Source organism: Nocardioides guangzhouensis (assembly GCF_004519545.1).
GTDB lineage: Bacteria > Actinomycetota > Actinomycetes > Propionibacteriales > Nocardioidaceae > Nocardioides > Nocardioides guangzhouensis.
Genome location: NZ_SDKM01000017.1, coordinates 19,343 through 44,526, shown reverse-complemented (window position 1 = coordinate 44,526; position 25,184 = coordinate 19,343). Strand labels below are relative to the sequence as shown.

21 protein-coding genes are annotated in these 25,184 nt (G+C 74.1%); 12 read left to right on the top strand and 9 right to left on the bottom strand.

What is annotated here, in order from left to right; genetic code table 11:
- The first annotated feature begins 35 nt into the window (after positions 1-35).
- The 6 genes from EKO23_RS12755 to EKO23_RS12730 all read left to right on the top strand — a co-directional run bounded on the left by EKO23_RS12755 (position 36) and on the right by EKO23_RS12730 (position 6,752).
- On the top strand, positions 36-908 hold the full coding sequence (locus tag EKO23_RS12755) for a maleylpyruvate isomerase family mycothiol-dependent enzyme (protein WP_134717841.1): 873 nt from the start codon (positions 36-38) through the stop codon (positions 906-908).
- A complete protein-coding gene (locus EKO23_RS12750; protein ID WP_134717839.1) occupies positions 905-1,858 on the top strand; it encodes an oxidoreductase in 954 nt (317 codons plus the stop codon). The genes EKO23_RS12755 and EKO23_RS12750 overlap by 4 nt, the downstream gene beginning before the upstream one ends.
- 82 nt (positions 1,859-1,940) lie before the next feature.
- Positions 1,941-3,596, top strand: coding sequence for a phosphoglucomutase (alpha-D-glucose-1,6-bisphosphate-dependent) (gene pgm, locus EKO23_RS12745; protein WP_134717837.1), 1,656 nt, complete (start codon positions 1,941-1,943; stop codon positions 3,594-3,596).
- Positions 3,597-3,618: 22 nt separating this feature from the next.
- Positions 3,619-4,098 (top strand): GNAT family N-acetyltransferase, encoded by a 480-nt coding sequence (locus EKO23_RS12740; RefSeq protein ID WP_134717835.1) that lies wholly within the window; start codon positions 3,619-3,621, stop codon positions 4,096-4,098.
- A 100-nt stretch (positions 4,099-4,198) separates the two neighbouring features.
- Entirely contained in the window at positions 4,199-5,704 is a 1,506-nt protein-coding gene (locus EKO23_RS12735; protein WP_167880452.1) for a M1 family metallopeptidase, read from the top strand.
- A gap of 82 nt (positions 5,705-5,786) precedes the next feature.
- Complete coding sequence (locus EKO23_RS12730) at positions 5,787-6,752, top strand: Rossmann-fold NAD(P)-binding domain-containing protein (RefSeq protein ID WP_134717831.1); 966 nt, start codon at positions 5,787-5,789, stop codon at positions 6,750-6,752.
- 9 nt (positions 6,753-6,761) lie between these two features.
- Here the strand turns inward: EKO23_RS12730 and EKO23_RS12725 are convergent, their stop codons facing one another.
- Positions 6,762-9,644: an AfsR/SARP family transcriptional regulator gene (locus EKO23_RS12725; RefSeq protein WP_134717829.1), complete on the bottom strand. Its 2,883-nt coding sequence runs from the start codon at positions 9,642-9,644 to the stop codon at positions 6,762-6,764.
- Positions 9,645-9,676: 32 nt separating this feature from the next.
- Positions 9,677-10,414, bottom strand: a complete 738-nt coding sequence (locus EKO23_RS12720; RefSeq protein WP_134717827.1) for a PIG-L family deacetylase — start codon at positions 10,412-10,414, stop codon at positions 9,677-9,679.
- A gap of 135 nt (positions 10,415-10,549) precedes the next feature.
- Here EKO23_RS12720 and EKO23_RS12715 point away from each other — a divergent pair, with 135 nt between their 5' ends.
- Positions 10,550-11,623, top strand: coding sequence for a methyltransferase domain-containing protein (locus tag EKO23_RS12715; RefSeq protein ID WP_134717825.1), 1,074 nt, complete (start codon positions 10,550-10,552; stop codon positions 11,621-11,623).
- 146 nt (positions 11,624-11,769) lie between these two features.
- Complete coding sequence (locus tag EKO23_RS12710) at positions 11,770-12,183, top strand: pilus assembly protein CpaE (RefSeq protein ID WP_134717823.1); 414 nt, start codon at positions 11,770-11,772, stop codon at positions 12,181-12,183.
- Positions 12,184-12,192: 9 nt separating this feature from the next.
- Here the strand turns inward: EKO23_RS12710 and EKO23_RS12705 are convergent, their stop codons facing one another.
- The 5 genes from EKO23_RS12705 to pdhA form a co-directional block, all read right to left on the bottom strand.
- Entirely contained in the window at positions 12,193-13,248 is a 1,056-nt protein-coding gene (locus EKO23_RS12705; RefSeq protein ID WP_134717821.1) for a hypothetical protein, read from the bottom strand.
- Positions 13,245-14,684, bottom strand: a complete 1,440-nt coding sequence (locus EKO23_RS26475; RefSeq protein WP_134717819.1) for a hypothetical protein — start codon at positions 14,682-14,684, stop codon at positions 13,245-13,247. The genes EKO23_RS12705 and EKO23_RS26475 overlap by 4 nt, the downstream gene beginning before the upstream one ends.
- A gap of 75 nt (positions 14,685-14,759) precedes the next feature.
- Positions 14,760-16,259, bottom strand: a complete 1,500-nt coding sequence (locus tag EKO23_RS12695) for a dihydrolipoamide acetyltransferase family protein (protein WP_134717818.1) — start codon at positions 16,257-16,259, stop codon at positions 14,760-14,762.
- A gap of 22 nt (positions 16,260-16,281) precedes the next feature.
- Entirely contained in the window at positions 16,282-17,265 is a 984-nt protein-coding gene (locus tag EKO23_RS12690) for an alpha-ketoacid dehydrogenase subunit beta (RefSeq protein WP_134717816.1), read from the bottom strand.
- Between the two features lie 49 nt (positions 17,266-17,314).
- Positions 17,315-18,472 (bottom strand): pyruvate dehydrogenase (acetyl-transferring) E1 component subunit alpha, encoded by a 1,158-nt coding sequence (gene pdhA / locus EKO23_RS12685; RefSeq protein WP_217702608.1) that lies wholly within the window; start codon positions 18,470-18,472, stop codon positions 17,315-17,317.
- Positions 18,473-18,776: 304 nt separating this feature from the next.
- On the opposite strand from pdhA, the gene EKO23_RS12680 reads away from it, so the two are divergent.
- From EKO23_RS12680 to EKO23_RS12670, 3 genes are all read left to right on the top strand, one after another.
- Positions 18,777-19,499 (top strand): hypothetical protein, encoded by a 723-nt coding sequence (locus EKO23_RS12680; RefSeq protein ID WP_217702607.1) that lies wholly within the window; start codon positions 18,777-18,779, stop codon positions 19,497-19,499.
- An 89-nt stretch (positions 19,500-19,588) separates the two neighbouring features.
- Complete coding sequence (locus EKO23_RS26470) at positions 19,589-21,658, top strand: sensor histidine kinase (RefSeq protein WP_167880451.1); 2,070 nt, start codon at positions 19,589-19,591, stop codon at positions 21,656-21,658.
- Entirely contained in the window at positions 21,655-22,323 is a 669-nt protein-coding gene (locus EKO23_RS12670) for a response regulator transcription factor (RefSeq protein WP_175582692.1), read from the top strand. The genes EKO23_RS26470 and EKO23_RS12670 overlap by 4 nt, the downstream gene beginning before the upstream one ends.
- 40 nt (positions 22,324-22,363) lie before the next feature.
- Here the strand turns inward: EKO23_RS12670 and EKO23_RS12665 are convergent, their stop codons facing one another.
- The gene (locus EKO23_RS12665; protein WP_134717810.1) at positions 22,364-23,284 is read right to left on the bottom strand and encodes a cation diffusion facilitator family transporter; all 921 of its coding nucleotides are present in this window, start codon (positions 23,282-23,284) and stop codon (positions 22,364-22,366) included.
- A 132-nt stretch (positions 23,285-23,416) separates the two neighbouring features.
- Here EKO23_RS12665 and EKO23_RS12660 point away from each other — a divergent pair, with 132 nt between their 5' ends.
- The gene (locus tag EKO23_RS12660; protein WP_134717808.1) at positions 23,417-24,511 is read left to right on the top strand and encodes a family 43 glycosylhydrolase; all 1,095 of its coding nucleotides are present in this window, start codon (positions 23,417-23,419) and stop codon (positions 24,509-24,511) included.
- Positions 24,512-24,553: 42 nt separating this feature from the next.
- Here EKO23_RS12660 and EKO23_RS12655 read toward each other — a convergent pair whose 3' ends face one another.
- Positions 24,554-25,150 carry a hypothetical protein gene (locus EKO23_RS12655; protein ID WP_134717806.1) on the bottom strand — a complete coding sequence of 199 codons (597 nt, stop codon included), beginning with the start codon at positions 25,148-25,150 and terminating at the stop codon, positions 24,554-24,556.
- Between the last annotated feature and the right edge of the window lie 34 nt (positions 25,151-25,184).

The window sequence follows — 25,184 nt, the reverse complement described above, 5'->3', positions numbered from 1 at the left end:
CGGTCCGCGCCCGGCGGGTGACTAGCATCGCCTGCATGACGAGCGAGACGGCATCCCGGGACGTCCCGAGCGATACGCAGCCCACCAGCGACGCACCGGACGACGACGGGGCCGCCCGCCTCGCGACGTACGTCGACGTCTGGTGGCACGCGGTCGACGACTTCACCAAGGTCCTCGAGGCGGTGCCCGCCGACGCCTGGGACGCCCCCACCGACCTGCCGGGATGGGACGTGCACGCCGTGGCGGCGCACATCGCGCACCTCGAGGGGGTGCTGTCCGGGGCGCCGGAGGAGACCGTCGACGTGGGGACGCCGGCACACGTCACCGGCCTCATGGGCCTCTACACCGAGCAGGGCGTGGTGGCCCGCCGCGACCGCAGCCCCGACGAGCTGATCACCGAGATCCGGGAGGCCGCGACCAGCCGGCACACCGCGCTGCTCGCCGACCCGCCGACCGATCCCGGGGCCACACCCGAGCGCATCTTCGGCGGCATCGGCTGGAGCTGGGAGCGGCTGCTGCGCAACCGTCCGCTGGACGTGTGGATGCACGAGCAGGACGTGCGCCGGGCGGTCGGCCTCCCCGGCGGCCTCGACTCGGTGGCCGCCCAGCACACCGCCGACTACCTCGTCGAGAGTCTCGGGCTCGTGGTCGGCAAGCGGGTCGCTCCGCCGGCCGGCACCACGGTCGTGCTCGACGTCGCCGGCAGCGCGCCGTACGCCGTGCGGGTGGGCGACGACGGGCGGGCCCGCCCGGTCGACCCGCCGGCCCACCCGACCGTCCGCATCCGGCTGGACCGCGAGGACTTCGTCGTGGTCGCCGGCGGGCGGCGTGCCCCGACCCGTGCCGAGGTCACCGGCGACGAGGAGCTCGGCCGGGCCGTGCTCGACTCGTTCGCGGTCACCCCGTGACCCCGTCGGCCGGGTGGTCCGGCCGCTCGTCCGGGTGGAGCCGGGACGACATCGGCGACCAGACGGGGCGCACGTTCGTGGTCACCGGCAGCACCAGCGGCCTGGGCCGCGAGGTCGCGCTGGAGCTGGCCCGGAACGGGGCCCGGGTCGTGCTCGCGGCGCGCAACCCCGACAAGCTCGACGACACCGAGGCCGCGCTCCGGCGGGCGGTGCCCGACGCGGACCTCGACCGGCTGCTCGTCGACCTCGCCGACCTCGGATCGGTCCGCCGCGCGGCCGACGACGCCGACCGGCTCGGCCCGGTCGACGTGCTGGTCAGCAACGCCGGCGTGATGGCGACGCCGTACCGCCGCACCGTCGACGGCCTCGAGCTCCAGATGGCCACCAACCACTTCGGGCCGTTCCTGCTCGCCGGGCTGCTGCTCCCCCGGCTGGTCGCCTCCGGCGGCGGCCGGGTGGTCACGGTGTCCTCGAACGGGCACCGCCTGGCCCGCTCCGCGCCGCTGGGCGACCCGCAGGCCGCACCCGGCCGCTACCAGCGCTGGCCGGTCTACTGCCAGACCAAGCTGGCCAACCTGCTCTTCACCTACGAGCTCGACCGGCGGCTGCGCGAGGCCGGGCTGCGGGTGACCGCGGTCGCGGCGCACCCCGGCTACTCCGCCACGCACCTCCTGTCGTGGGGACAGACGCTGCGGTCCTCGGGCGGCCTGACCAGCATCCTCGACGCCGCGATGCGGGCCACCGCCCAGTCCGCGGAGGCCGGCGCCCAGCCGATCCTGATGGCGGCGACCGCGGCCCTCCCCGGAGGCTCGTACGTCGGCCCGCGCGGTCCCGGCGAGTGGCGCGGTGCGCCGCACGTGGTCACCTCGACGCGCCTGTCCCGCGACCGGGACGCACAGCGTTCGCTGTGGGAGCTGAGCGAGAAGACCGTGGATCTCACCTGGCCGTGAGGGCCCCGGCGAGTGGTCCTCGGGGTGAGACGGCCCGGATGGGCCCTCGCCCCACGCCCACCGGTCGGAGCATGATGGCGGCATGTCCGACAGCACAGACAGTCAGGGGGGCAGTCGCGCCGGGCAGCCGACCGAGCCCGGAGACCTCGTCGACGTCGCCCACCTGGTGACCGCCTACTACACGGGGGTCCCCGACCCCGACGTGCTGGACCAGCAGGTCGCGTTCGGCACCAGCGGACACCGTGGGACGTCCCTGAAGACCTCGTTCAACGAGGCGCACATCCTCGCCACCACACAGGCGATCTGCGACTACCGCGCCCAGCAGGGAGTCGACGGCCCGCTGTTCCTCGGCCGCGACACCCACGGGCTCTCCGAGCCGGCCTGGTCGACCGCCCTCGAGGTGCTCGCAGCGAACGACGTCACCGTGCTGGTCGACGACCGCGACGCCTGGACGCCGACCCCGGCGGTCTCGCACGCGATCCTGCGCGCGAACCGGGGCAAGACCACGGGGCTGGCGGACGGGATCGTGGTCACCCCGTCGCACAACCCGCCCAGCGACGGCGGCTTCAAGTACAACCCGCCGCACGGCGGTCCTGCCGACACCGACGCCACCTCCGTCATCGCCAAACGGGCCAACGAGCTGATCGCCGGAAACCTCCGCGACGTGCGGATGACGCCGTTCTCGCGCGCCCGCCGGCACGCCGCGCCGTACGACTTCCTGGGGCACTACGTCGACGACCTGCCGACCGTGCTCGACATCGACGCGATCCGCGAGGCCGGGGTCCGGATCGGCGCCGACCCGCTGGGCGGCGCCAGCGTCGACTACTGGGCCGCAATCGCCGACCACCACAAGATCGACCTCACCGTGGTGAACCCGCTGGTCGACCCGACCTGGCGGTTCATGACCCTCGACTGGGACGGCAAGATCCGGATGGACTGCTCCTCGCCGTCGGCGATGGCCTCGCTGATCCACCGCAAGGACGAGTACGCCGTCGCCACCGGCAACGACGCCGACGCCGACCGGCACGGCATCGTCACCCCCGACGGCGGGCTGATGAACCCCAACCACTTCCTCGCGGTCGCCATCGGCTACCTGTTCGGCGGGCACCGGCCGGACTGGCCGGACACCGCCCGGATCGGCAAGACCCTGGTCTCCTCGTCGATGATCGACCGGGTCGCGGCGTCGCTGGGCAAGCCGCTGGTCGAGGTGCCGGTCGGGTTCAAGTGGTTCGTGCCCGGGCTCATCGACGGGTCCTTCGGGTTCGGCGGCGAGGAGTCGGCCGGGGCGTCGTTCCTGCGCCGCGACGGCTCCACCTGGACCACCGACAAGGACGGCATCCTGCTGGCCCTGCTGGCGTCGGAGATCCTGGCCACCACCGAGGCCACCCCGAGCGAGCACTACCGGCGGCTGGTCTCCGAGCACGGCGACCCGGCGTACGCCCGGGTGGACGCGCCCGCCGACCGCGTGCAGAAGGCCCGGCTCGGCGCACTGTCCCCGGAGGACGTGACCGCGACGTCCCTGGCCGGCGAGGAGATCACCTCGCGGCTGACCGAGGCCCCCGGCAACGGCGCCCGGATCGGCGGGCTCAAGGTCACCACCGAGTCGGCGTGGTTCGCGGCCCGGCCGTCCGGCACCGAGGACGTCTACAAGATCTACGCGGAGTCGTTCCGCGGACCCGACCACCTGGCCCAGGTCCAGGCCGAGGCCCGCGAGGTGGTCGGCTCCGCCCTGGGCTGAGGCCCCTCCGTAGGCTGGGGAGGTGCGACTCCGACCGATCACCTCCGACGACCACGCGTTCGTGCTCGCGCTCAACGAGCGCAACGTGGAACTGCTCGCCCCGCTGGACGGCGACCGGCTGGGCTACCTGCTCGACCGGGCCGACCGCGGCGACGTCATCGAGGTCGACGGGGACCCGGCCGGGTTCGTGATCACGTTCGCCCCCGGCACCGACTACGACGGCCTCAACTACGCCTGGTTCACCGAGCGCTACGGGCCGGCCTTCTACTACCTCGACCGGGTCGTGATCGACGACTCGTTCCGCCGGCGCGGCCTCGGCGCCGCGGCGTACGACGAGCTGGAGCGGTCCGCCGTGCCGCACGGGCGGATGGTGCTCGAGGTCAACAGCGAGCCACCCAACGAGCCGTCGCTGGCCTTCCACCGCGGCCGGGGCTACGTCGACGTCGGGACCCGGGGCGAGCCCGGTCACCAGGTGGCGCTGCTCTCCCTCGAGCTCGAGTGAGGCCGTGCCGCCCCCCGAGGACCGATCCGTCATGCGAATCCGGGGTTCGGATCGCCCCGGGGTGGGGTAGGAAGAGGTGACCGATTCCAAGGGGGACGCGTTGAGGACCAGGCTGTGGGCGATCGTCGCCGCCGTCGTGCTCGTGGTGGGCGCGGTCGTCCTCGTGGTCAGCCTGTCCGGCAACGACGACAAGGAGGCCGCGGCCGGGGAACCGGCCGACGAGTCCAGCCCGTCGACCACCGACACCCCTGCCGACCCCGCTGCGGCTGACGTCGACCCGGACGACCCGGCGTACGAACCCGCCCGGAGCCGGCCCCTCGAGGACAGCCTCTACCCCAACGTCGGCGACCCGGGCGTGGACGCGCTGCACTACCACCTCGACATCGCATGGGACCCCGACGAGCAGGTCCTCACCGGCACCACCACGCTCGCCTTCCGCTCCACCGCCACCGCCGAGGAGTTCCGGCTCGACTTCGGCGACCCGCTCGTCGTCGACAAGGCCACGCTCGACGGCGAGGAGGTCGACACCCAGCACAACGGCAAGGACCTCGTCGTGCAGGCGCCGGTCGAGAAGGACGGCACCTACGTCCTCGTCGTGGAGTACTCCGGCACCCCCGAGCCGGCCAGCGCGCCCACCACCCGCAGCGACTTCGACACCACCGGCTGGACGGTCACCGACGACGGCGAGGTCTGGACGATGCAGGAGCCCTACGGCGCCTACACGTGGTACCCGGTCAACGACCAGCCCTCCGACAAGGCCTTCTACGACTTCACGATCACCGCGCCCCGCGGCTGGGTCGGGGTGGCCAACGGGCAGCTGCAGTCCCGCGAGAGGGTCCGCGGAAAGACCGTCACCGAGTGGAGCCTCGACGCCCCCACCGCGTCGTACCTCACGACCATCGCAATCGGCGACATGGTGATGACCCGGGACGAGAGCGACAGCGGCGTCCCGATCACCTACTGGACGCCCGCCGACGACCCGGCCTCGCTGGACGCGGTGCGGTTCTCGCCGCAGGCGCTCGCCTGGAACGAGAAGAAGCTCGGGACGTACCCCTTCGAGTCCCTCGGTGTCCTGGTCGTCGACTCCGAGAGCGGCATGGAGACCCAGACCATGATCACGCTCGGGGACACCGACTACACCACCTCGCCCGAGGTGCTGGTCCACGAGATCACCCACCAGTGGTACGGCGACCTGGTGACGCCGACCGACTGGAAGGACGTCTGGATGAACGAGGGCATGACGATGTACCTCCAGGGGCAGTTCGAGGCGGACCGCGGCGGACAGTCGATCGACGACGTGATGGACACCTGGGCGTCCGCCGAGTCCGGGATGCGCGCCGAGTCCGGCCCGCCCGGCAACTACGACCCGACCACGTTCGGGCAGGGCAACATCTACTACGGCCCGGCGCTGATGTGGCACGAGCTGCGGAAGAAGATCGGCGACGACGAGTTCTGGGCGATGGTGAGGAAGTGGCCGTCGGTCAAGCGGCTCGGCAACGCCACCCGTGAGGAGTACCTCTCCTGGATCGAGAAGGAGACCGGCGAGGAGCTCACCGCCTTCTTCGACGCCTGGCTGATGGGCGAGGAGACGCCGCCGCGCTCCTGACCCGGCGCACCGTCCCGACCGCCGTTCCGCCGCCAGCGAAATGGCTTCACCCGCGGGCGCCCCGGCCGGTTGACTGGCCGGCATGCGGATCCTGGTGCTCGGCGGAACGGTCTTCCTCTCCCGCGCGGTCGCGGTGGAGGCGGTGGCGCGCGGCCACGACGTGGTGTGCGCGTGCCGCGGCACCTCGGGGCGGGTGCCGGACGGCGCGGAGCACGTCGTGCTCGACCGGACCACCGGCGACTGGCCGGCCCTGTCCGGCTTCGACGCCGTCGTCGACGTCTCCCGCACCCCGAGCCACGTGCGGTCCGCGGTCGCCGCGCTGCCGGAAGCCCACTGGGTCTTCGTCTCGACCTGCAGCGTGTACGCCGACCACCGCGCGCTCGGCGGAACCCCCGCGACCACGCCGCTGATCGACGCGATCACCGAGGACGTCGACTGGACCTCGAGCCCCGAGGCGTACGGCGGCATGAAGGTCGCCTGCGAGCAGATCGTGCAGGACGGAGCCGCGACGTCGGCGGTGGTCCGGCCCGGCCTGATCGCCGGCCCCGGCGACCCCACCGGCCGGTTCACCTACTGGCCGGTGCGCCTCGCCGAGCCCGGCCCCGTGCTCGCGCCGCCGGCCGACGACGTCGTCCAGACGATCGACGTCCGCGACCTCGCGGCGTGGGTCGTGCACGCCGCCGAGACCCGTCTCGAGGGCGTCTACGACGGCGTCGGCGCGGCCACCCTGCGGGCGGACTTCCTCGCCGAGGTCGCCCGCGGCGTCGCCGACACCGTGCCGGACTTCGCCTGGTCGAGCGAGGAGTTCCTCGCCACCCACGAGGTGGCGGCCTGGCACGGCCCGCGATCGCTGCCGGTCTGGGTGCCCGGCAAGGACGACCGCGGGTTCATGGCCCACGACGTCGCCCCGTCCCTGGCCGCCGGGCTGCGGCTGCGCCCGCTCGCCGACACCGCCCGCGACACGCTCGCCTGGGTGCGGTCGGACCCCGACGCCGTGGTCACCGGCCTGACCGTCGACGAGGAGCGCGCGGTGCTCGCCGCCCGCTGAGGCACCGCGTCAGGAGCCGTCGGTGGCCGCCTCCCGACGCGGGGCGGGACTCGTGGCCAGCTCCCGGAGCTCGGACACCAGCCGGTCGAGCACGCCCGTGCCGCCGAGTTCCGCCTCCTCGGCGCGGACCTCCTCGAGGTCACGGGGTCGGAGCAGGTCCTGGACCGGCAGGTAGGAGCGGCCGCTGAAGCTCGCGATCTCCTCGTCGACCGCCGCCGCCCCGGGCGTGGCGTCGGCCGTGACCAGGACCAGCGCCGCGCTGCGCGACCTCCCGGCGGCCGCGAGCAGCTCCGCCGCGTTGCGGGCGGTGGTCCACAGCTGGGTGGTCTGACCGGTGCTCCGCCAGAACCCGACCAGGTGCGCGAAGTCGTCGGCGGCGCCGGCGATGTCGCCGGTCCGTGTGCGGGCGGAGGCCAGGGAGACCCGGGAGACTCCCTCGACGAAGGTGCAGCCGACCCGGGTCGCCTCGGCGATCGCGTCGACGTAGTGCGGGATCGAGTCCGCGGGCCGGTTCGCCACCAGCAGCTCGCCCTCCACGTAGGCCAGGAACGAGCGGTGCGACCCGCAGGTGGCCAGCGAGGCCGCGCGGGCGAGCAGGCGACGGGCGGTGGCCGGGTCACCGCCGTACGCCGCGGCCAGCGCGGCCGACCCGACGAAGGCGCTGGCGTCCCCGACCGGCTCCTCCGCACCTCGCAACCAGGCATCGCGGGCTGCCGCGAAGTCCCCACGGAAGTGCGCGACGACGGCGACGACGCTCCACGCCCGCCCCAGCGCCGCTGCCCTGCCGTCCCGTGCGGCCACCGCCAGTGCCTCGCGCGCCCGCCGCTCGGCGGCGTCGAGGTCCCCGACCAGCCGCGCCGCCTCCGCCGCGGCCGCCAGGATCGCGGCCCGCTCCTCGTGCTCGGCGAACGCGGGATCCTCCGCGAGCTCGCTGGCCCAGGACCAGATCTCCCCGAGGTCGCGCCAGGTGACCGCCTGGTTCACCGCGAGGGTGATCCGGACGCGGGCAGCGGCGTCGGCCAGGTCGCGGGCGGCACGCAGATTGTCCAGCTCGTCGCGCAGCAGCCGGTCGAGGGTGGCCTCGTCGGCTCCGAAGATGCCGGCGCCGATCCGCTCGGCGACCGCGACGCAGCGGTCGACGAAGCGGGCATGGGCACCCTCCGCCTCGCCGGCCTCGACCAGCCGCTCCACCAGGTAGGCGCGGACGGTGAACAGGAGGCGGTAGCGGCCGGTGGCCGGGTCCGCCACCAGCAACGACGAGTCGACGAGGTCGTGCAGCAGGTCGAGCGGGTCGCCGGCTCCCTCCGCGACCGCCTCGATCGTGGCCACGTCGACCCCACCGGGGAAGGGCGCGACCGCCCGCAGCAGGGCGCGCTGCTCCTCGCCGAGCAGCCGGTAGGACGTGTCGATGGTGGCGCGCAGCGTTCGCTGCCGCTCGTCGTCCGCGCCCTGTCGTCCGGTGGCGAGGTCGAGCGCGCGGCCCAGTCGCTCCCGCACCGCCGACAGCGGCATGACCGCGACCTGCCGTGCGGCGAGCTCGATCCCGAGGGGCAGCCCGTCGAGCCGGCGCAGCACCTCGACCAGATCGGGGGCGTCCTCGGGATCGAGGTCGTACCCCGGTCGCCGGAACCGCGCGTGCTCCACGAACGCGCGTACGCCGGGCTGGCGGCGGAGCGCTTCGAGGTCGCTCGTCACCCTGGGGACCGGCAGCGGCTGCAGCCGGACGACGTACTCGCCCGGCACGTGGAGGGTGACCCTCGAGGTGGCCAGGACGCGGACCCCGGGTGCGGCTCGCCGGATCGCCACGACGAGATCCCGACACGCACCGGCCAGGTGCTCGCAGTTGTCGAGCAGCAGGAGAAGGCGCCGGTCCACGAGCGCGGCGGCGACGTCGTCGGGCCCGGCCCCTCCGGCGACGCGCAGCCCGAGGTCGGAGACGACGGCCTGGCAGAGCCGCTCGGGTCGGTCGACCGCGGCCAGGCCGAGGACCACGGCCTCTCCGTCGTCGTGATCGGCCGCGATGTCCAGCGCGAGCCGGGTCTTCCCCACACCACCCGGTCCGGTCAGCGTGACGACGGAGTTGAGACCGAGCAGGCGCACGACCTGCTCGCGGTCGTGGCTGCGCCCCACCATCGGCCCGTCGGGGCGGGCCACCCGCCGCGGCGCGCCCACGGCCGGCCCGGCCACGGACCCGGACGCCACCCGCTGCTCCAGGTCCGCAAGCGCGGACGTCGGGTCCAGTCCGGTCTCCTCGGCGAGCCTGGCCCGGAAGGACTGCGCAGCCGCCATCGCCTCGGCCGCACGTCCGTCGGCAGCCAGCGCGCGCACCAGCAGCAGCGCCGTACGCTCCCGCAGCGGCGACGCGGACGCCGCCGCCACCGCGTCGACCGTGACGGTGCGGTCGCCGGCGTCCAGCCGCCTCTGCAGCACCTCGTCCACCACCTGCAGCTCGAGCTCGTCCAGGGCGAGAGCCTCGGCCTCGAGGGCCGGGAGGGAACGGAACTCCGCCAACGACGGACCGCGCCACAGGGCCAGCGCCGTATCCGGATCCTGTCCGGCCGCACGACGGGCGGCGTCGGCGTCGAGCTCGAACGGCTCGAGCCGCAGCCGGTAGCCGTTGCGACGGCGTTCGAGGCGGCCGGCCGAGGGTCCGAGATGGCCGCGCAGCCGTGAGACGTGGCTGTAGAGCGCCTGCATCGCATTGGCCGGCAGGTCGTCGGGCCAGAGCGCGTCCACCAGCCGTTCGTCGCTCATCCCCTCCCGACCCGCGAGGGCCAGCAGCGCCAGCAGTGCCCGCCGCCGCAGGCCGGGCACGTCGACCGGGCTCCCTGCCACGTGCAACGCCAGGGAGCCGAGCACGTCCACGCGCAGCGCGAGCCCGGACCGGTCCATCCCCGCACTGTGCCGGAGCGCGGGGGCGACCGTCACGTCCTTTGCCGGGGCGGTGCGAAGGCCTCGGCGGCCACCCACGTCCGGAACCGGGCGAGCCCCACCGCGTCGACGAGCCCCGCGGTCTGGGAGACCTGCCGCAGCAGGGCCTCGACCTTGCGGTCCAGGCTCGCGCCGTCCAGCCGCAGCAGCAGCGCGAGGTCGGCGTCCGCGCACACCCGGGGACGGCCGAGCTCGAACACGCCGAAGTCCTGGTCCAGCCCGGGATCCGCGACCTCCTCCCGGGCCACCGCGTGCAACAGCCGGGGTGCGGCCGTCGATCGGCGCAGCGCGAGGTCGACCCAGCCACTCACCGCGCGGTGGTCAGGATGGCCGGTGAAGCCGTCCGGCCCGAACGTCACCACGGTGTCCGGCCGGACATCGTCCAAGAGGCGGGCCAGCCGGGCCGCCGCGATGCCGGGGTCGAGGTCCGAGAGGCCGCCGTCGGCGTGGTCGAGCCAGTGGTGCTCCGCAACGCCCAGCACCGCCAGCGCCTCCTCGAGCTCACGGGTCCGGGTACGCGCGAGCGCCGCCCGCTCTCCCGGCGTCGCGTCCGGGTCGGCCGCCTCCCCACGGGTGGCCGTGACGCACACGACCCGCTGACCGGCCTCGCCGAGCGCGGCCAGCAGCCCGCCTGCGAGGTAGGTCTCGTCGTCGGGGTGCGCCCACACGGTCAGCACCGTGCCGAGCAGGGCCAGGTCACCGCTCAGCTCCAGCCCGGTCAGGTCGGCCATGGTCCCAGCGTCGCCCACGACCCTGTCACGGTGCTGTCACGGTGACGGGCCGGCGCGTGAGCACGGTGGCAGCGGCCGGCCGCAGCGTGGGAAGGGACGGCGCCACCGGGGCGCCCCACCGGAAGGAACCACATCATGACCACCCAGCACGAGACCGGCCTCGACCTTTCCCGGCTCGAGGAGTTCGCCGGCAAGGTGGCGGGCGACCAGGCGGCGGCGTACAACGCGATCCTGGTGTACCTCGGCGACCGTCTCGGACTCTGGAGCGCACTGGCGGCGCTCGGCACCGCGAGCGTCGACGAGCTCGCCAACCGCTCCGGGGTCACCCCGCGATACCTCCAGGAGTGGCTGTCCGCCCAGGCCGCCAACGGCTACGTGACCTACGACGCCGCGACCGACACGTTCACGCTGCCCGCCGAGCACGCGAGCGTGGTGGCCGACGAGGCGAGCCCGGCCTCGCTGGTGCCCGGGTTCGAGCTGATCGCCGCGGTGTGGGCCGCGGTCGACAAGCTCGCGCACTCCTACACGACAGGGCAGGGACTCCCGTGGCACGAGCACGACCCCCGGTTGTTCAGTGCCGTGTCGCGCTTCTACGCCATCGCCTACCGCACGTCGCTGCTCACCGAGTGGCTGCCCGCGGTCGACGGCCTGGTCGAGCGGCTGGAGTCCGGCATCCGCGTCCTCGACGTCGGGTGCGGCCTCGGGGTTCCGACGATCCTGCTGGCCGAGGCCTTCCCGAACTCCACGTTCGTGGGGGTTGACTACCACCATGAGTCGGTCCGGCAGGCGACCGCGGCGGCCGTCGAGGCCGGGGTCTCCGGCCGGGTCCGGTTCGCGGCCGCCGACGCCACGTCGTACGCCGGCGAGTTCGACCTCGTGCTGTTCTTCGACGCGGTCCACGACTTCGGCGACCCCGTCGGGGCGCTCGCCCACGCCCGGAGGGCTCTGGCGCCGGGCGGACAGGTGGTGGCGATCGAGCCGTACGCCGAGGACACCCTCGCGGCGAACCTGTCGAACCCGATCGCCGCGGTGTTCTACGTCGGCAGCTCCTGCCTCTGTGTGCCGCACAGCATCTCCCAGGGCGGCGCAGCGCTGGGCGCGCAGGCCGGCCCGGAGAAGCTCACCGCCGCGTTCCGCGACGCCGGTTTCGCCGACGCTCGCGTGGCCACGGCGACGGCGTACAACCTGGTGCTCCAGGCGGCCGCCTGACAACGGCGCGCTCTCGGCAGCCGCCCGGGCGTGGCCTGACAGTCCCGGGCGGGACTTCGGTGGAGGATCTCCGGCACCTGGCGCCGGGGATCCTTCACCGTTCCGGGTCGGGCGGCGCGGCTTGCGGCCGGGCGCACACTGGAGACGTGATCGACCTCGACCTGGCCCGGGCGCTGCGGGACGCCGGACTGACCTGGATCCCTGCGGCCGGCGACCGGTTCCTGGTTCCCGACCGCGACCTCGACGACATGCTGTTCGTGGTCAGCGACATGGTCGTCGAGACCCGCAACACCCCGACCGGGCAGCTGCTGGCGTTCAACGGGACCACGGAGTGGGCGCTGGACAGCCTCGACGCCCGTGAGGCGGTGTGGGTGCCGCGGGAGGACCAGCTGCGCAACCTGCTCGGCGAGGCGTTCCTGGCGCTCGAGCGGATCCCCGGCGGTGACGCCCCCGAGGGCGTCGCGGTGACGGCGCTGGTGCGCGACGGTACGACGAGGTACGTCGACGTGGCCGCCGACGCGGCGTACGCCCGCGCGTTGCTGGACCTGCTCGGGGGCTGACCCCGCCGTCTACTCCCGCTCGGGCTCCTCGTGCCCACCCTCGGCGACCATGTCCTCGGAGGCGATCTCCTCGGGCGACTCGACGTCGGCCACGGTCACGACCTCGGCCTCGCCGGCGCCCGCGGTCGACTGCTCGCCGAGGTCGCCGATGGGGTCGACCGCGAAGCCGGCGGCGGAGCCGGACAGCGTGGCCAGCATCTGGCGCACGTTGGAGAGCTGGGCGTTGATGCTGTCGCGGCGCTGCGAGGCGGCGGCGAGCTCGCGGTCGGAGTCCGCGCGCACCCGGTCGGCGCTGGCCCGGGCCTCCTTGACCAGGGCGTCCGCTCGGCTCTCGGCGTCCTCGACGATCCGGCGGGCGTCGGCCTCGGCGGTGGCCTTCTGGCGCTCGGCGGCCTCGCGCATCTCCTCCACCCGGGCGGCCATCGCGTCGAGCTGCGCCTGGGTTGCGGCCTGCTGCTCCTGGAACTCGGCGGTGGTGCGGTCGCGGCGCTCGGCCAGGGTGGCCTCGAAGTCGGCGGCGGCCTTCGCGGCCTTGGCACGCTGCTCCTCGTGGATCGCCTCCGCTTCCTGGCGGCGGGCGGCGGCGTCCCGCTCGGCGGCGTCGCGCTCCTCGTCGGCGAACCGGCGGGCGTCCGTGAGCACCCGGGTGCTCTCGGCGTCGGCGTCGCGTCGGGTCTGGTCGGAGTACCGGTCGGCGTCGTCGCGGACCGCGATCGCGGCCTGCTCGGCGTCCTTGCGGCGCGTCTCGAGCTCGGCGGCCATGTTGTCCCGGATCTCGGCCGCCTCCTGCTCGGCGAGGGTCAGGATCTGGCTGACCCGGGCACCGAGGTGCTCGAAGGAGGCCGGCTGGACCGGAGCGGCCTCGCCGGCCTGCGCCGTGGCGGCCTCCGCCTCGGACCGGGCGGTCGCGGCGGCATGCTCGGCCTGGCCGAGCCGGGACTGGAGGTCGGCGAGACCCTGCTCGGCCGCGGCGACGCGGCCCCGGAGGTCGGCCACGACCCGGTCGACGTCGGCCGGGTCGTACCCCCGGAGTACGACGCGGAACTGGTGCTCGGGCTGGCTCATGACGGCTCCTCGGGGGGTTCTACTTCGTGGGGGGTGGGTCGCTTGTCGTCAGGGACCGCCAGGGCCTCGATCACACCGGAGAGCTGGCTCAGCTCGCCGGTGATCCGGTCGCGGCGCTCCCGCAGCTCCGTGACCTCGGCACGGGCCTCGTCGAGCAGCCGGCGCGCGGTGGCGCGGAGCTCCGTGGCCTCGGCCTGGGCACGGCTCAGGGTGTCGGCGGCCTCGCCACGGGCGGAGCGCAGCTCCTCGGAGGCCTCGGCCCGGAGCCGGACCACCTCCTCGGCGACCGCGGAGCGCATCACGCTCGCGTGGGACTCGGCCTCGCTGCTACGACGCTCGGCGCGCTCGACCAGTCGCGACGCGCGGTCGTCGGCGTCGGCCTCGACTCGGCGTGCCCGCTCCTCGGCCTCGGCCTGCTGGCGGGCGGCCGACTCCTCGGCGTCCGCGAGGCGCTGGCTGGCAGCGGCCTGGATCTCGGCGGCGCGCTCCTCGGCCTCGTCGAGCTCGTCCCCCATGCGGGCACCGACCCGGTGCATGATGCCCTGGATGCGGCGGCGTACCCCGGCCAGGTGCCGCACCGCGTCGCCGTGCCCACGCAGCCGGATCGCGTCGGCCTCGGCGCCGGCGGCCGCGACCAGGGCGTCGATCGTGGTGCGGGTCCAGGCCATCTCGTCGGCGGCCTTGCGGAGCTCGGCCTCGCTGCGCTCCTGCGCCTCGCCGAGGATCCGCTCGGCCTCCGCACGGGACACCGCGGCCGCCTCGTCGGCCTCGTGCCGGACGACGGTGGCATGCTTCTCGGCCTCGTCGCGGAGGGCCATGGCCTCGGCGACTGCCGTCTCGCGGGTCTCGTCGGCCTCGGTCGTGGCGGCCGCCAGGTGGGCCTCGGCGTTGGCGCGCGCCGACTCGACCAGCTCGGCGGCCCGCTCGGCCGCCTCGGTGGCGGACGCCTCGGACTGGGCCCGGGCGCCGTCGAGGAGCCGCTGCACCTCAGCCTCCGCGGTCGCGGTCGCCTCCTCGCTCTCACGCAGCCGGGCGGCGACCTCCCGGTCGGTGCGGGCCACGCTCTCGGTGGCGTGGGCGCCGGCCTCCTCGAGCAGCCGGTCGCGCTGGGCCTCGGCCGCCCGGAGCAGGAGGTTGGCCTGCTCGGTCGCGTCGGCCACGATCGACCGGGCCTCGTCGGCCGCCTCGGCCAGCACCGTGCTGGCGCTGTCGCGGGAACGCTCGGCCTCCGCGGCCGCCGCGATGGCGCGGTCGTGGAGGGCCCGCTGCTCGGCCTCGAGCCGGTGCGCCTCGGCGGTGGCCCGCTCGGCCTCCGCCACGGCCTCCTCGTGGAGCTGCTCGGCGATGCGCTGGGCGCGGCGGAGCAGCGCCGCCGCGGCCTCGGACGGGGTCGACGTCACGTCGTCCCCACCCGAGGTCTCACGGTCAGCGTGCATGGGCTCGATTCTCGCAGGACGGGGCCGAGTTGGCACGGCCAGGGCCGAACTCGTCCCGAACCGGGAACGAGCGGATCAGAACAGCAGGGCAGACGCCGGGTCCTCGAGGATCCCCGCCACGTCGGCGAGGAAGCGGGAGCCCTTCTCCCCGTCGATGTGGCGGTGGTCGAACGACAGCGCCAGCGTGGTGATCTGGCGGATCGCCAGCTCATCCTCGCCGTCGGCCCCGGTGAGCACCCACGGCTGCTTCCGGACCGCGCCGAAGCACAGGATCGCGGACTCACCCGGGTTGATGATCGGGGTGCCGGCGTCGACACCGAACACGCCCACGTTGGTGATCGTGAACGTGCCGCCGCTCATCTCCGCCGGCTGGGTCCGGCCGTCGCGCGCGGTCGCGGTCAGCTCGTTGAGCGCGCCCGCGAGCTCGAGCAGCGACAGGTCCTGGGCGCCCTTGACGTTCGGCACGACCAGCCCGCGCGGGGTGGCCGCGGCGATGCCGAGGTTGACGTAGCCCTTGTAGACGACCTCCTGGGCCGCCTCGTCCCAGAACGAGTTGATCTCGGGGGTCCGCTTCATGGCCAGCATCACCGCACGCGAGAGCACGAGCAGCGGAGACACCTTGACGTCCTTGAACTCGCGCCGCTTCTTGAGCCGGTCGACGAACTCCATCGTGCGCGTCACGTCGACGGTGATCCACTCGGTGACGTGCGGGGCGGTGAACGCGGAGCCCACCATCGCCTGCGCCATCATCTTGCGGACGCCCTTGATCGGCTCGCGCCGCTCCTCGCCGGGAGCCACCCCGGCGAAGCCGGCGGTGGAAGTGCCGACGGCCTCCATCGGGCGTGCCCCGCCGGACCCCTCGGCGTACCGCTGGACGTCCTCACGGCTGACCGTGCCGTTCGGGCCGGTCGCCGGCACCGTGGCGAGGTCGACACCGAGGTCCTTGGCCAGCTTGCGGACCGGCGGCTTCGCCAGCGCGCGTACGGCGCCCGGGTCGGTGGCCCGCGCGGGCACCAGCGCCTCGGCGCGCGAGGCCGGGGCCTCGGGCCGCGCGGAGGTGGCCGGGACCGGGGTCTCGTCGGCCTCCATCACGTCGGCGGTCTGCGCGCCGCCCTGGGCGAAGGAGCCCTGGACCTGCATCTGGGTGGCGGCGCCGGCCTCGGTGGCCGGGGACGCGTGGCCCCGCCGCGGACGGCGCAGCGGACCGCGGTCGGCCTTGTTGCGGCCGACCAGCGACTCGCCCTCCCCGCCGCCGCTGGCGGCCGGGTTGGACAGGTCGATCTCCAGGTCCGGCTGCGGTGCGGCCGCCGGAGCGGCGGGCACGGGCGGGGCGGTCTCGGACGGGTCGCCGATGCTGATGATCGGGGTGCCGACGGGGACGGTCTCGCCCTCGGGCACCAGCAGCGCCAGCACGGTGCCGGCGAACGGCGACGGCAGCTCGACCAGGGACTTCGCGGTCTCGATCTCGACCAGGATCTCGTTGATCTGGACGGTGTCGCCCTGCTTGACCTTCCAGGCGACGATCTCCGCCTCGGTCAGGCCCTCGCCGACGTCGGGCAGCTTGAACTCGGCCATGTGTTCGGGTTCCTCCCTCGGGTCAGTAGGCGAGCGTGCGGTCGACGGCGTCGAGCACCCGGTCGAGGTCGGGGAGGAAGTCCTCCTCGATGCGCGACGCGGGGTAGGGCGTGTCGAAGCCGCCGACGCGGAGCACCGGGGCCTCGAGGGAGTAGAAGCACTCCTCCTGGATGCGCGAGGCGAGCTCGGATCCCATGCCGAGGTTGACGTGCGCCTCGTGGGTGACCACGACGCGGCCGGTGCGCCGCACCGAGTCGAGGACCGGGCCCATGTCGAGCGGGGACAGGGTGCGCAGGTCGATGACCTCGAGCGACTTGCCCTCGCCGGACGCGGCCTCGGCGGCCTGCAGCGCGGTCTTCACGGTCGGGCCGTAGGCCAGTACGGTCACGTCGGTGCCCTGGCGGACGGTCCGGGAGCGGAACAGCGGCTCGGGCGTGGCGCTCTCGTCGAGCTCGGCCTTGTCCGCGTGGTACTGGCGCTTCGGCTCGAGGAAGATCACCGGGTCGTCGGAGGCGATCGCCTGCTGGATCATCCAGTAGCCGTCGACCGGGTTGGAGCAGGCGACCACCTTGAGGCCCGGGGTGTGCGCGAACTGCGCCTCCGGGGACTCGCTGTGGTGCTCGACCGCGCCGATGCCGCCGCCGAACGGGATGCGGATGACCATCGGCATCTTGCTGCGGCCCTTGGACCGGTAGTGCATCTTCGCGACCTGGCAGACGATCTGGTCGTAGGCCGGGTAGACGAAGCCGTCGAACTGGATCTCGACCACCGGGCGGTAGCCGCGCAGCGCCATGCCGACGGCCGTGCCGACGATGCCGGACTCGGCCAGCGGGCTGTCGATGACGCGGTCCTCGCCGAAGTCCTTCTGCAGGCCGTCGGTGATCCGGAAGACGCCGCCGAGCTTGCCGACGTCCTCACCCATGACGAGGACCTTGGGGTCGTCCTCCATCGCCTTGCGCAGGCCCATGTTGAGGCCCTTGGCGAGCGTGATCTTCTGGGTGCTCATGCGGGGCCCCCGTTCGAAGCGGAGCGGAGCGAGCATTCGAATGGGGTGTTCATGCGTGGCTCTCCTCGAAGGTCTCGAGGTACGCCGCAAAGCCCTCGCGCTGGATGCGCAGCTCCTCGGGCTCCTCGGCGTAGACGTGGGCGAACATGTCCATCGGCTTCGGGTCCGGCAGCGCCTTGCAACCCTCGCGCAGGTGGTGGCCGAGCTCGTTCGCCTCGTCCTCGACGGCACCGAAGAACGCGTCGTCGGCGAGGCCGTTGCGGGTGAGGTAGGCCTTCACGCGGGCGATCGGGTCCTTGAGCTTCCAGTGCTCGACGTCGTCGGAGAGCCGGTAGCGGGTCGGGTCGTCGGTAGTGGTGTGCGCCCCCATGCGGTAGGTGTACGCCTCGACGAAGGTGGGGCCCTGGCCGTCCCGGGCGCGCTGGAGCGCGGCCTTGGTCACGGCGTACGTCGCGAGCACGTCGTTGCCGTCGACGCGGACGCCGGGGAAGCCGAAGCCGAGGGCCCGCTGGTAGAGCGGGATCCGGGTCTGGCGCTCGATCGGCTCGGAGATCGCCCACTGGTTGTTCTGGCAGAAGAACACCACCGGGGCGTTGTAGGACGCGGCGAAGATGAACGCCTCGTTGACGTCGCCCTGGCTGCTGGCGCCGTCACCGAAGTGCGCGATCACGGCGGCGTCGCGGTCCGGGTCGCCGGTGCCGACCGCGCCGTCGCGCTGGATGCCCATGGCGTAGCCGGTCGCGTGCAGGGTCTGCGCGCCGATGACGATCGTGTAGAGGCCGAAGTTGTTGTCGTTGGGGTTCCACGCGCCGTGGTCGACGCCGCGGAACAGCCCGAGCAGGTTGAGCGGGTCGACGCCGCGGCAGTAGGCGACGCCGTGCTCGCGGTAGGTCGGGAAGACGTAGTCCTGCGGGCGCAGCGCGCGGCCGGCGCCGATCTGCGCGGCCTCCTGGCCGAGCAGCTGGGCCCAGATGCCGAGCTCACCGTGCCGCTGGAGGGCGGTGGCCTCGGTGTCGATGCGACGGGTCAGGACCATGTCGCGGTAGAAGCCCTTGATGGCCTCGTCGTCGAGGTCGAACGCGAACTCCGGGTGCTCCCTGCGCTCCCCCTCGGGGGTGAGCAGCTGGACGAGCTCCGGGCCTCCGTCCTGCTGGCTGGGACCGAAGACCTCGGCGAGGTCCGGTCCGAACTCGGACTGGTGGGTCACCTGCACTCCTTCACGTCGCCGGGCCTGGGGGATCACCTCGCCCGGGTGGGAATCTGCCCGCGGTCAGGTGGCGAAGGGGTGGTACGCCGGGCCGGGCCGCAGGTGGGGTCACGACCGGTCGCCCACGTGACGCGGGCCACACTGCCGTGAGGTCCCAACGTACCGTCCGCCCCCGCGCAGCCGCCAATCCGAGGACCCTCTCCCGGCTTGTCCGGACAGGTGTGCCCCGTTGTCCCTGTGCCCCGGGACATCCGGCCCGGCACGGTCCTGCCACGACAACGACAGTCAAACGAGAGGCAGCACCGTGAGCACCCACGTCACCACCCAGAACCTGGTCCGCGCCGACGTCCCGGCCGGCTCTCCCGACGTGTCGCCGGCGACCCCGCGGCGTACCTCCCGATCCTGGGCGGTCGCCGGCATCGGCGCCGGCCTGGCCGGGGTCGGCACCATCGTCGCCTCCGGCATGGTCAACGCGGTCTACGACCCGGACCTCGCCGGCGACCCGGCCGGCATCCAGGCCCGGCTCGCCGACCAGACCGGCGCGATGTACGCCTTCCACACGTTCACCGCGGTCGGCGCGGTCCTGCTGCTCGTGTTCGCCGCGGGCCTCCACCGCCGGCTGCGTGCCGTGCTCCCGGAGTCGATCGCGCCGACGCTGGCGCTGGCCGGCCTCGCGGGCACCGCCGTGGTCTCGATCCTGGGGTCCGGCCTGGACACCGAGTTCATGATGGGGCTGACCCAGGACGACGTGATCCAGCCGGCGAACGCCGCGATGTACAACCACTGGATCGGCACCATCCCGTGGCTGTGGACGCTCGCGGGCCTGGCCGGCCTGGCCCTGTTCTCGGCGTACCGCCGCGGCGGAATGCCCCGCTGGATCGGCCTCACCGGCGTGGTGCTGGGCGGGCTGACCGTGCTGCTCGGCGTCTCCCCGGTGCAGTACATGGCCGGCATGACCGGTCCGCTGCTGGTGCTGGTCACCGCGATCGGCTTCACCGTCGGCGACCGGGCGCACCGGGCGGCCTGACGGCCCGGCCGAGCCCACGCATGACCGCGCCCCCCAGTGAGTACGCCGGTCCGGCCCCGCGCGGGCCGGGCCGGCGTCACAATGCGTCCGTGACCTCGACGGCCAGCAGCCCCCCGCGCACCGCCGGGACACCCCGCCCGCGTTGGGCGCTGCTGGCGCTGCCGCTGCTCTCGCTGGCCTGCTTCGTGCTGGCGATCCTGCTCGACCTGCGCGGCCCGCTGCCCGGGGGCCCGCTGCCGTTCGCGGAGGAGCCGGGCTGGATCTACGCGCTCAACGGGGTGGTGCTGGCCGGGCTCGCCGTGGTCATCCTGTTCCGCGACGTCCACCACGGGTTCGGCTGGGCACTGGCCTGGTTGGGGCTGTTCTGGGCGCTGGACGGACTGGCGCAGTCCTACGTCCGTGCCGGCCTGTCGTCGGACGAGGCCTGGCCGGGCATGACCCTCGCGCTGTGGTTCCTGCTGCGGTTCACGTCGTTCCTGCCGGTCACGATCGCCGTGCTGCTGCTGATCTTCCCGACCGGCCGCTTCCTGCCCGGCCGCTGGGGACTGGCCGGCACGCTGAGCCTGGGCCTGATGACCGCGATGTGCCTGCTGCTGATCGTCGCCCCGTCCTGGGGCTTCCCCGACGTACCCGTGCCGGCCGGGGTCGACCTCGAACCGACCACGATCCCGGTGCCCAGCGACCTCGCCGAGTCCATCGGGTCCGTGCTCCGGGCGCTCGCGGTGGCGGCGTTCTCGGTCCCGATGGCCACCGTCGTGGTGCGCTACCGGCAGGCCCGGGGCATCGAGCGGGACCGGATGCGCTGGCTGCTCTGGGCGGTCATCGTGATGGCACTGGTGATCGCCGCGTCGACGTTCTTCGACGTCGCCTCGCTCGAGATCGCGATGACGTTCCTGATCATGGTGATGCCGGCCGGCGCCATGACCGTCGCGATCGTGGCGCCCCACATCGTCCCGATCGAGGAGCTGTTCGGCCGCACCCTCGTGTACGGCGCGCTGTCGGTCGTGATCGTCGCCGTCGACCTCGCGTTCCTGGCGGGGCTGACCACGCTGCTCGGCGACTCCCTGGACCAGCGGCAGGTGGTGCTGCTGGTGCTGCTGCTGTCCGCGGTGCTCTACGCGCCGCTGAGGCACCGGCTGTGGCGCGGGGTGCGGCGGCTGGTCCTCGGCGACCGCGACAACCCGTACGACGCGGTGGCCGGCCTGGCGTCCACGCTCGAGACCACCGACGAGGGGCCGGGACAGCTGGCCGCCGTCGCCCGGGCGGTGGCGACCGCGTTCGGCGTCTCCTACGTCCGGGTCGAGGTGGACCGCAGCGGCGGCGAGCGCCTGATCGCGACCCACGGCGTGCGGCCGGCGGAGACCCGGACCCTGCCGATCACCTACCGCGACGCCGAGGTTGGGCGGCTGGTGCTCCCGGCCCGTGGACTGCGCAGCCGCCTGTCCCGCCGGGACGAGCAGCTGCTCGGCGACCTGGTGCGGCAGGCCGCCACCGCGGCCCGCACCAGCCGGCTGGCCGACGAGCTGCAAGACTCCCGCGAGCGCCTGGTCGTGGCCCGCGAGGAGGAGCGCCGCCGGATCCGCCGCGACCTGCACGACGGCCTCGGCCCGGCCCTGTCCGGCGTGGTGTTCCGGCTGGAGTCGGCGCGGCTGCTGGTCGACCGCGACCCCGACGCCGCGGTCGCCCACATCGAGGCGACCAGCGACCACGTCCAGGACGTCGTCGCCGACGTGCGCCGGCTGGTCCACGACCTGCGGCCGCCGGCGCTGGACGACCGGGGCCTGGTCGGCGCGCTGGAGCAGCAGGCCGAGGCGGTGTCGACCGACGGGCTCCGGGTCCTGGTCGCGGCCGGGGACCTCGGTCCGCTGCCCGCCGCGGTCGAGGTCGCGGCGTACCGCATCGCCGGGGAGGCGGTCACCAACGTGGTCCGCCACGCCCACGCCACCACGTGCGCCGTACGCCTCGAGGTCCGCGACTCCCGGCTCGTGGTCGAGGTCGCCGACGACGGCGTCGGCATCGCCGAGGACGTCCAGGCGGGGGTCGGCCTGGTGTCGCTGCGCGAGCGGGCCTCCGAGCTGGGCGGCCGCACCAAGATCACCTGTCCCGAGGGCGGCGGCACCGTCGTCCGGGCCTGGCTACCGATGGGGAGAAGCACATGACCGACGTCCGCGAGACCGTGCGGGTGGTGGTGGCCGACGACCACCAGATCGTCCGGGACGGCCTGGTCGCACTGCTGTCCGCGCTCGACGGGGTCGAGGTGGTCGGCACCGCGGAGGACGGCCGCGACGCCGTGCACGTGGTCGGCGAGACGACGCCCGACGTGGTGGTGATGGACATCCAGATGCCACACCTCGACGGCATCGAGGCGACCCGCTTCATCACCCGCGCCCACGACGGCGTCCGGGTGGTGATGCTGACCATGAACGAGGACGACGAGACCGTGATGAGCGCGATCCGGGCCGGCGCCTCGGGCTACCTGCTCAAGGGCTCCGGTGCTGCCGAGGTGCTGCGCGCCATCGAGGCCGCCGCGGACGGCGGCATGGTGTTCGGAGCCTCCCTCGCGGGCCGGGTCGCGACGTACCTCTCCGGCGGCGGGCCGGCCCCGGCCGAGCAGCCGTTCCCCGAGCTGACCGACCGCGAACGCTCGGTGCTCGACCTGCTCGCGGGCGGCCGGTCCAACGACGAGATCGCCCGGGAGATCTACGTGTCCAACAAGACCGTGCGCAACATCGTCTCCTCGATCTACACCAAGCTGCACGCGGCCGGCCGGGCCGAGGCGATCATCACGGCCCGCGAGGCCGGGCTGGGCCGCGACCGGGACTGAGCCGCCCCGGGTTCGCGCGCCCGGACGTCGTACGTGGTGGTCAGTGGGTCTCGCCCAGGTCCTCGTGCTCGCGGTGCGTCTCGGGCTCGACCTGGAACGTCGCGTGCTGCACGCCGAAGTGCTCGGCGGTGCAGGCGACCAGGCGGTCGAGGACCCCGCCGACGCCGTCGGCCTCGAGCGCCTCGTCGGTCACCGTGACGTGCGCGGAGAGGCTGGGCAGGCCGCTGGTGATCGTCCAGGCGTGCAGGTCGTGGACGTCGACCACGCCGGGCATCGCGAGCAGGTGGGCGCGGACGTCGTCGAGGTCGAGGCCGGCCGGCGCGATCTCGAGCAGCACCACGACCGCGTCCTTCGCGAGCATCACCGAGCGCGGGAGGATCAGCACCGCGATGACCAGCGAGGCGATCGGGTCGGCGCGGTCGAAGCCGGTCAGCCAGATGACGACGCCGGCGGTCACCGCGAGGAGCGAGCCCAGCAGGTCGGCGAAGACCTCCATCGAGGCGCCGCGCTGGTTGAGCGAGTCGGTGTCGGAGCGGCTCAGGATCGCCAGCGACACGGCGTTCGCCAGCAGGCCGATGGTGGCGAACCCGATCATCGCCGGCGCGTCGACCGGCTGCGGCTCGCGCAGCCGCTCTATGCCGGCGAAGGCGAGGTAGCCGCACACGCCCAGCAGCACCAGGGCGTTGACGAGCGCGGCCAGGATCTCCGCCCGGTGGTAGCCGAACGTGGAGCGCGGGCCGGGCGTCATCCCCGCGACGTACGACGCGCCGAGGGCGAGCACGACCGCTGCGGCGTCGGTGGCCATGTGCCCGGCGTCGGCGAGCAGGGCCAGCGACCCGGCCACCCAGGCGCCGATCAGCTCGACGACGAGGACCGAGACGGTGACCAGCAGCACCAGCCGCAGGCGGGACCTGTCAGCCGCGCGCCCGGCCGCGTGCCCGTGCCCGTGTCCGTGCCCCATGGGCCCAGCCTAGGAGCCGGGCCGGGCGCGGCGCCCGCGTGACCGGTTCGGTGATTCGGGCCCCGACCGGCCGGGCCGCGGGTTACCGTCCCGTGAAGCCGGGACCGGGTACGGCCGCCACGTGGGGGCGAGATGTCACGACCGCGCACCGCACGGACCGCGCTGTGGGCTGCCGTCGTGCTGGCCTGCGTGCTCACCTCCACGGTGATGCTCCCCCGGCAGCCGGCCTCGAGCAGCGGTCCGGCTCCCCGGGCGGACGTCGTGCCGACCCCGCTCATCTGGGAACGCGGCTTCGCCGACCCGGCTGTCGTCGAGGTCGGCGACGGCCTCCTCGGCGTGGCCACCGGAGCGCGCAACGTCGGCCGCGCCTCCGCAGCGCGACCCGGCGGACCCTGGAGCGACCTGCCGGTCGCCTTCGAGGTGGAACCGAGCTGGGTGGTGCCGGGACAGCAGGTCTGGGCACCCGACCTCGCCCGCGTGGACGGTCGCTGGCTGCTCTACTACGCCGTCCGGGTCGAGGGCGTGGGCGCCACCGGCCGCTGCATCGCGGTCGCCGAGGCGCCGAGTCCCGACGTCACGTTCACCCCGCTCGACGAGCGGCCCCTGGTCTGCCCCGCACGGGCCACCACCCCGACCGCCTCCGACACGCTGTGGGCGCGGGCCCGGTCCCTGCCGCAGCAGGGCGTCATCGACCCGTCCCTGTTCCGGCGGCGCGGACGGCTGTACCTCCTCTACCGCACGCAGGGGGTCCCGTCGACGATCCGCATGGTGCGGCTGGCGGCCAGCGGCACCCGGGTCGCGCCCCGGCAGCGCAGCCGCGAGCTGGTGCGCAGCCCGGGCATCATCGAGAACCCGGTGCTCGTGCAACGGCGCGGGTTCGTGCTGTTCACCTCCGAGGGCTGGTTCGGCCACTGCCGCTACCGCACCCGGTGGCAACGCAGCGGCTCGCTGTGGGACTGGGGGGAGAGCCGACCGCGGGTGCTCCTGGACCGCGCGTCGACGGGTCTGTGCGGTCCGGGCGGGGCGGATGTCCTCCGGACCAGCACCGGCGCCACCCGGATCTTCTTCCACGGGTGGGTCTGCAAGGACAGCCCGACGCCGTGCCCGGCGGGCTTCCGGATCGAGGAGGGCGTCAGCAAGCCGGGCTCTCGTCGGGCGCTGTACGGCGCGCGTCTGGGGTGGACCCGAGCCGGGCGGCCGTACCTCGGTCGGTTCTTCGGGTCCTGACCGGCCGCGAGCCTCAGACCCGGCCCCACGGCCGGCCCGGGATCAGTCGTCCTTGTTCTCGGCGGAGAAGTGCGGGGTGCCCGCTTCGCACTCGGACTCGACCTGGCTCTCGCGGTGCTCGTCGCCGCGCCCGCGGAACTCCACCTTCACCTGGTGCGGGCCACGGTCCAGCACCTCGACCGCGAAGCCTCCGTCCGGTTGCGCCCCCATCATCCGGATGGTCTCCCCCCGGCACTCGGCGACCACGGTGCCCCCCACGCCCGACCAGGTCCGGCGCACCGCCCGCGCCCCCGAGGTGGACGCCGACGGCGCGGAGGCGGGCGGAGCGGCCGAGGGCGACGAGTCGTCGGGACCGTCGGTCGTCCCCGCACGCGGGGACGGCGGACCGCTCGGCCGCGCGGAGTCGGACGGCTCGGGCCGCAGGGTCGGCCGACTGGTGGTGGACGGCGCAGGCGTCACCGCCGCCCCCGGGGACGACGCTGCGGCCCCGGCCGCGACCTGCCCCGGATCCCCGCTGCCCGGGCTCGGGGCCACCCCCTGGCCGGCCCGTGAGATGACCACCCAGACCAGGCTCGACCCGACCAGGACCACCAGCAGCCAGGCCATCACGCCGAGCAGCCACCCTCGCACCGAGGTCATCGACCGACCTGACCTTTCCCTGCTCCTGACCGAA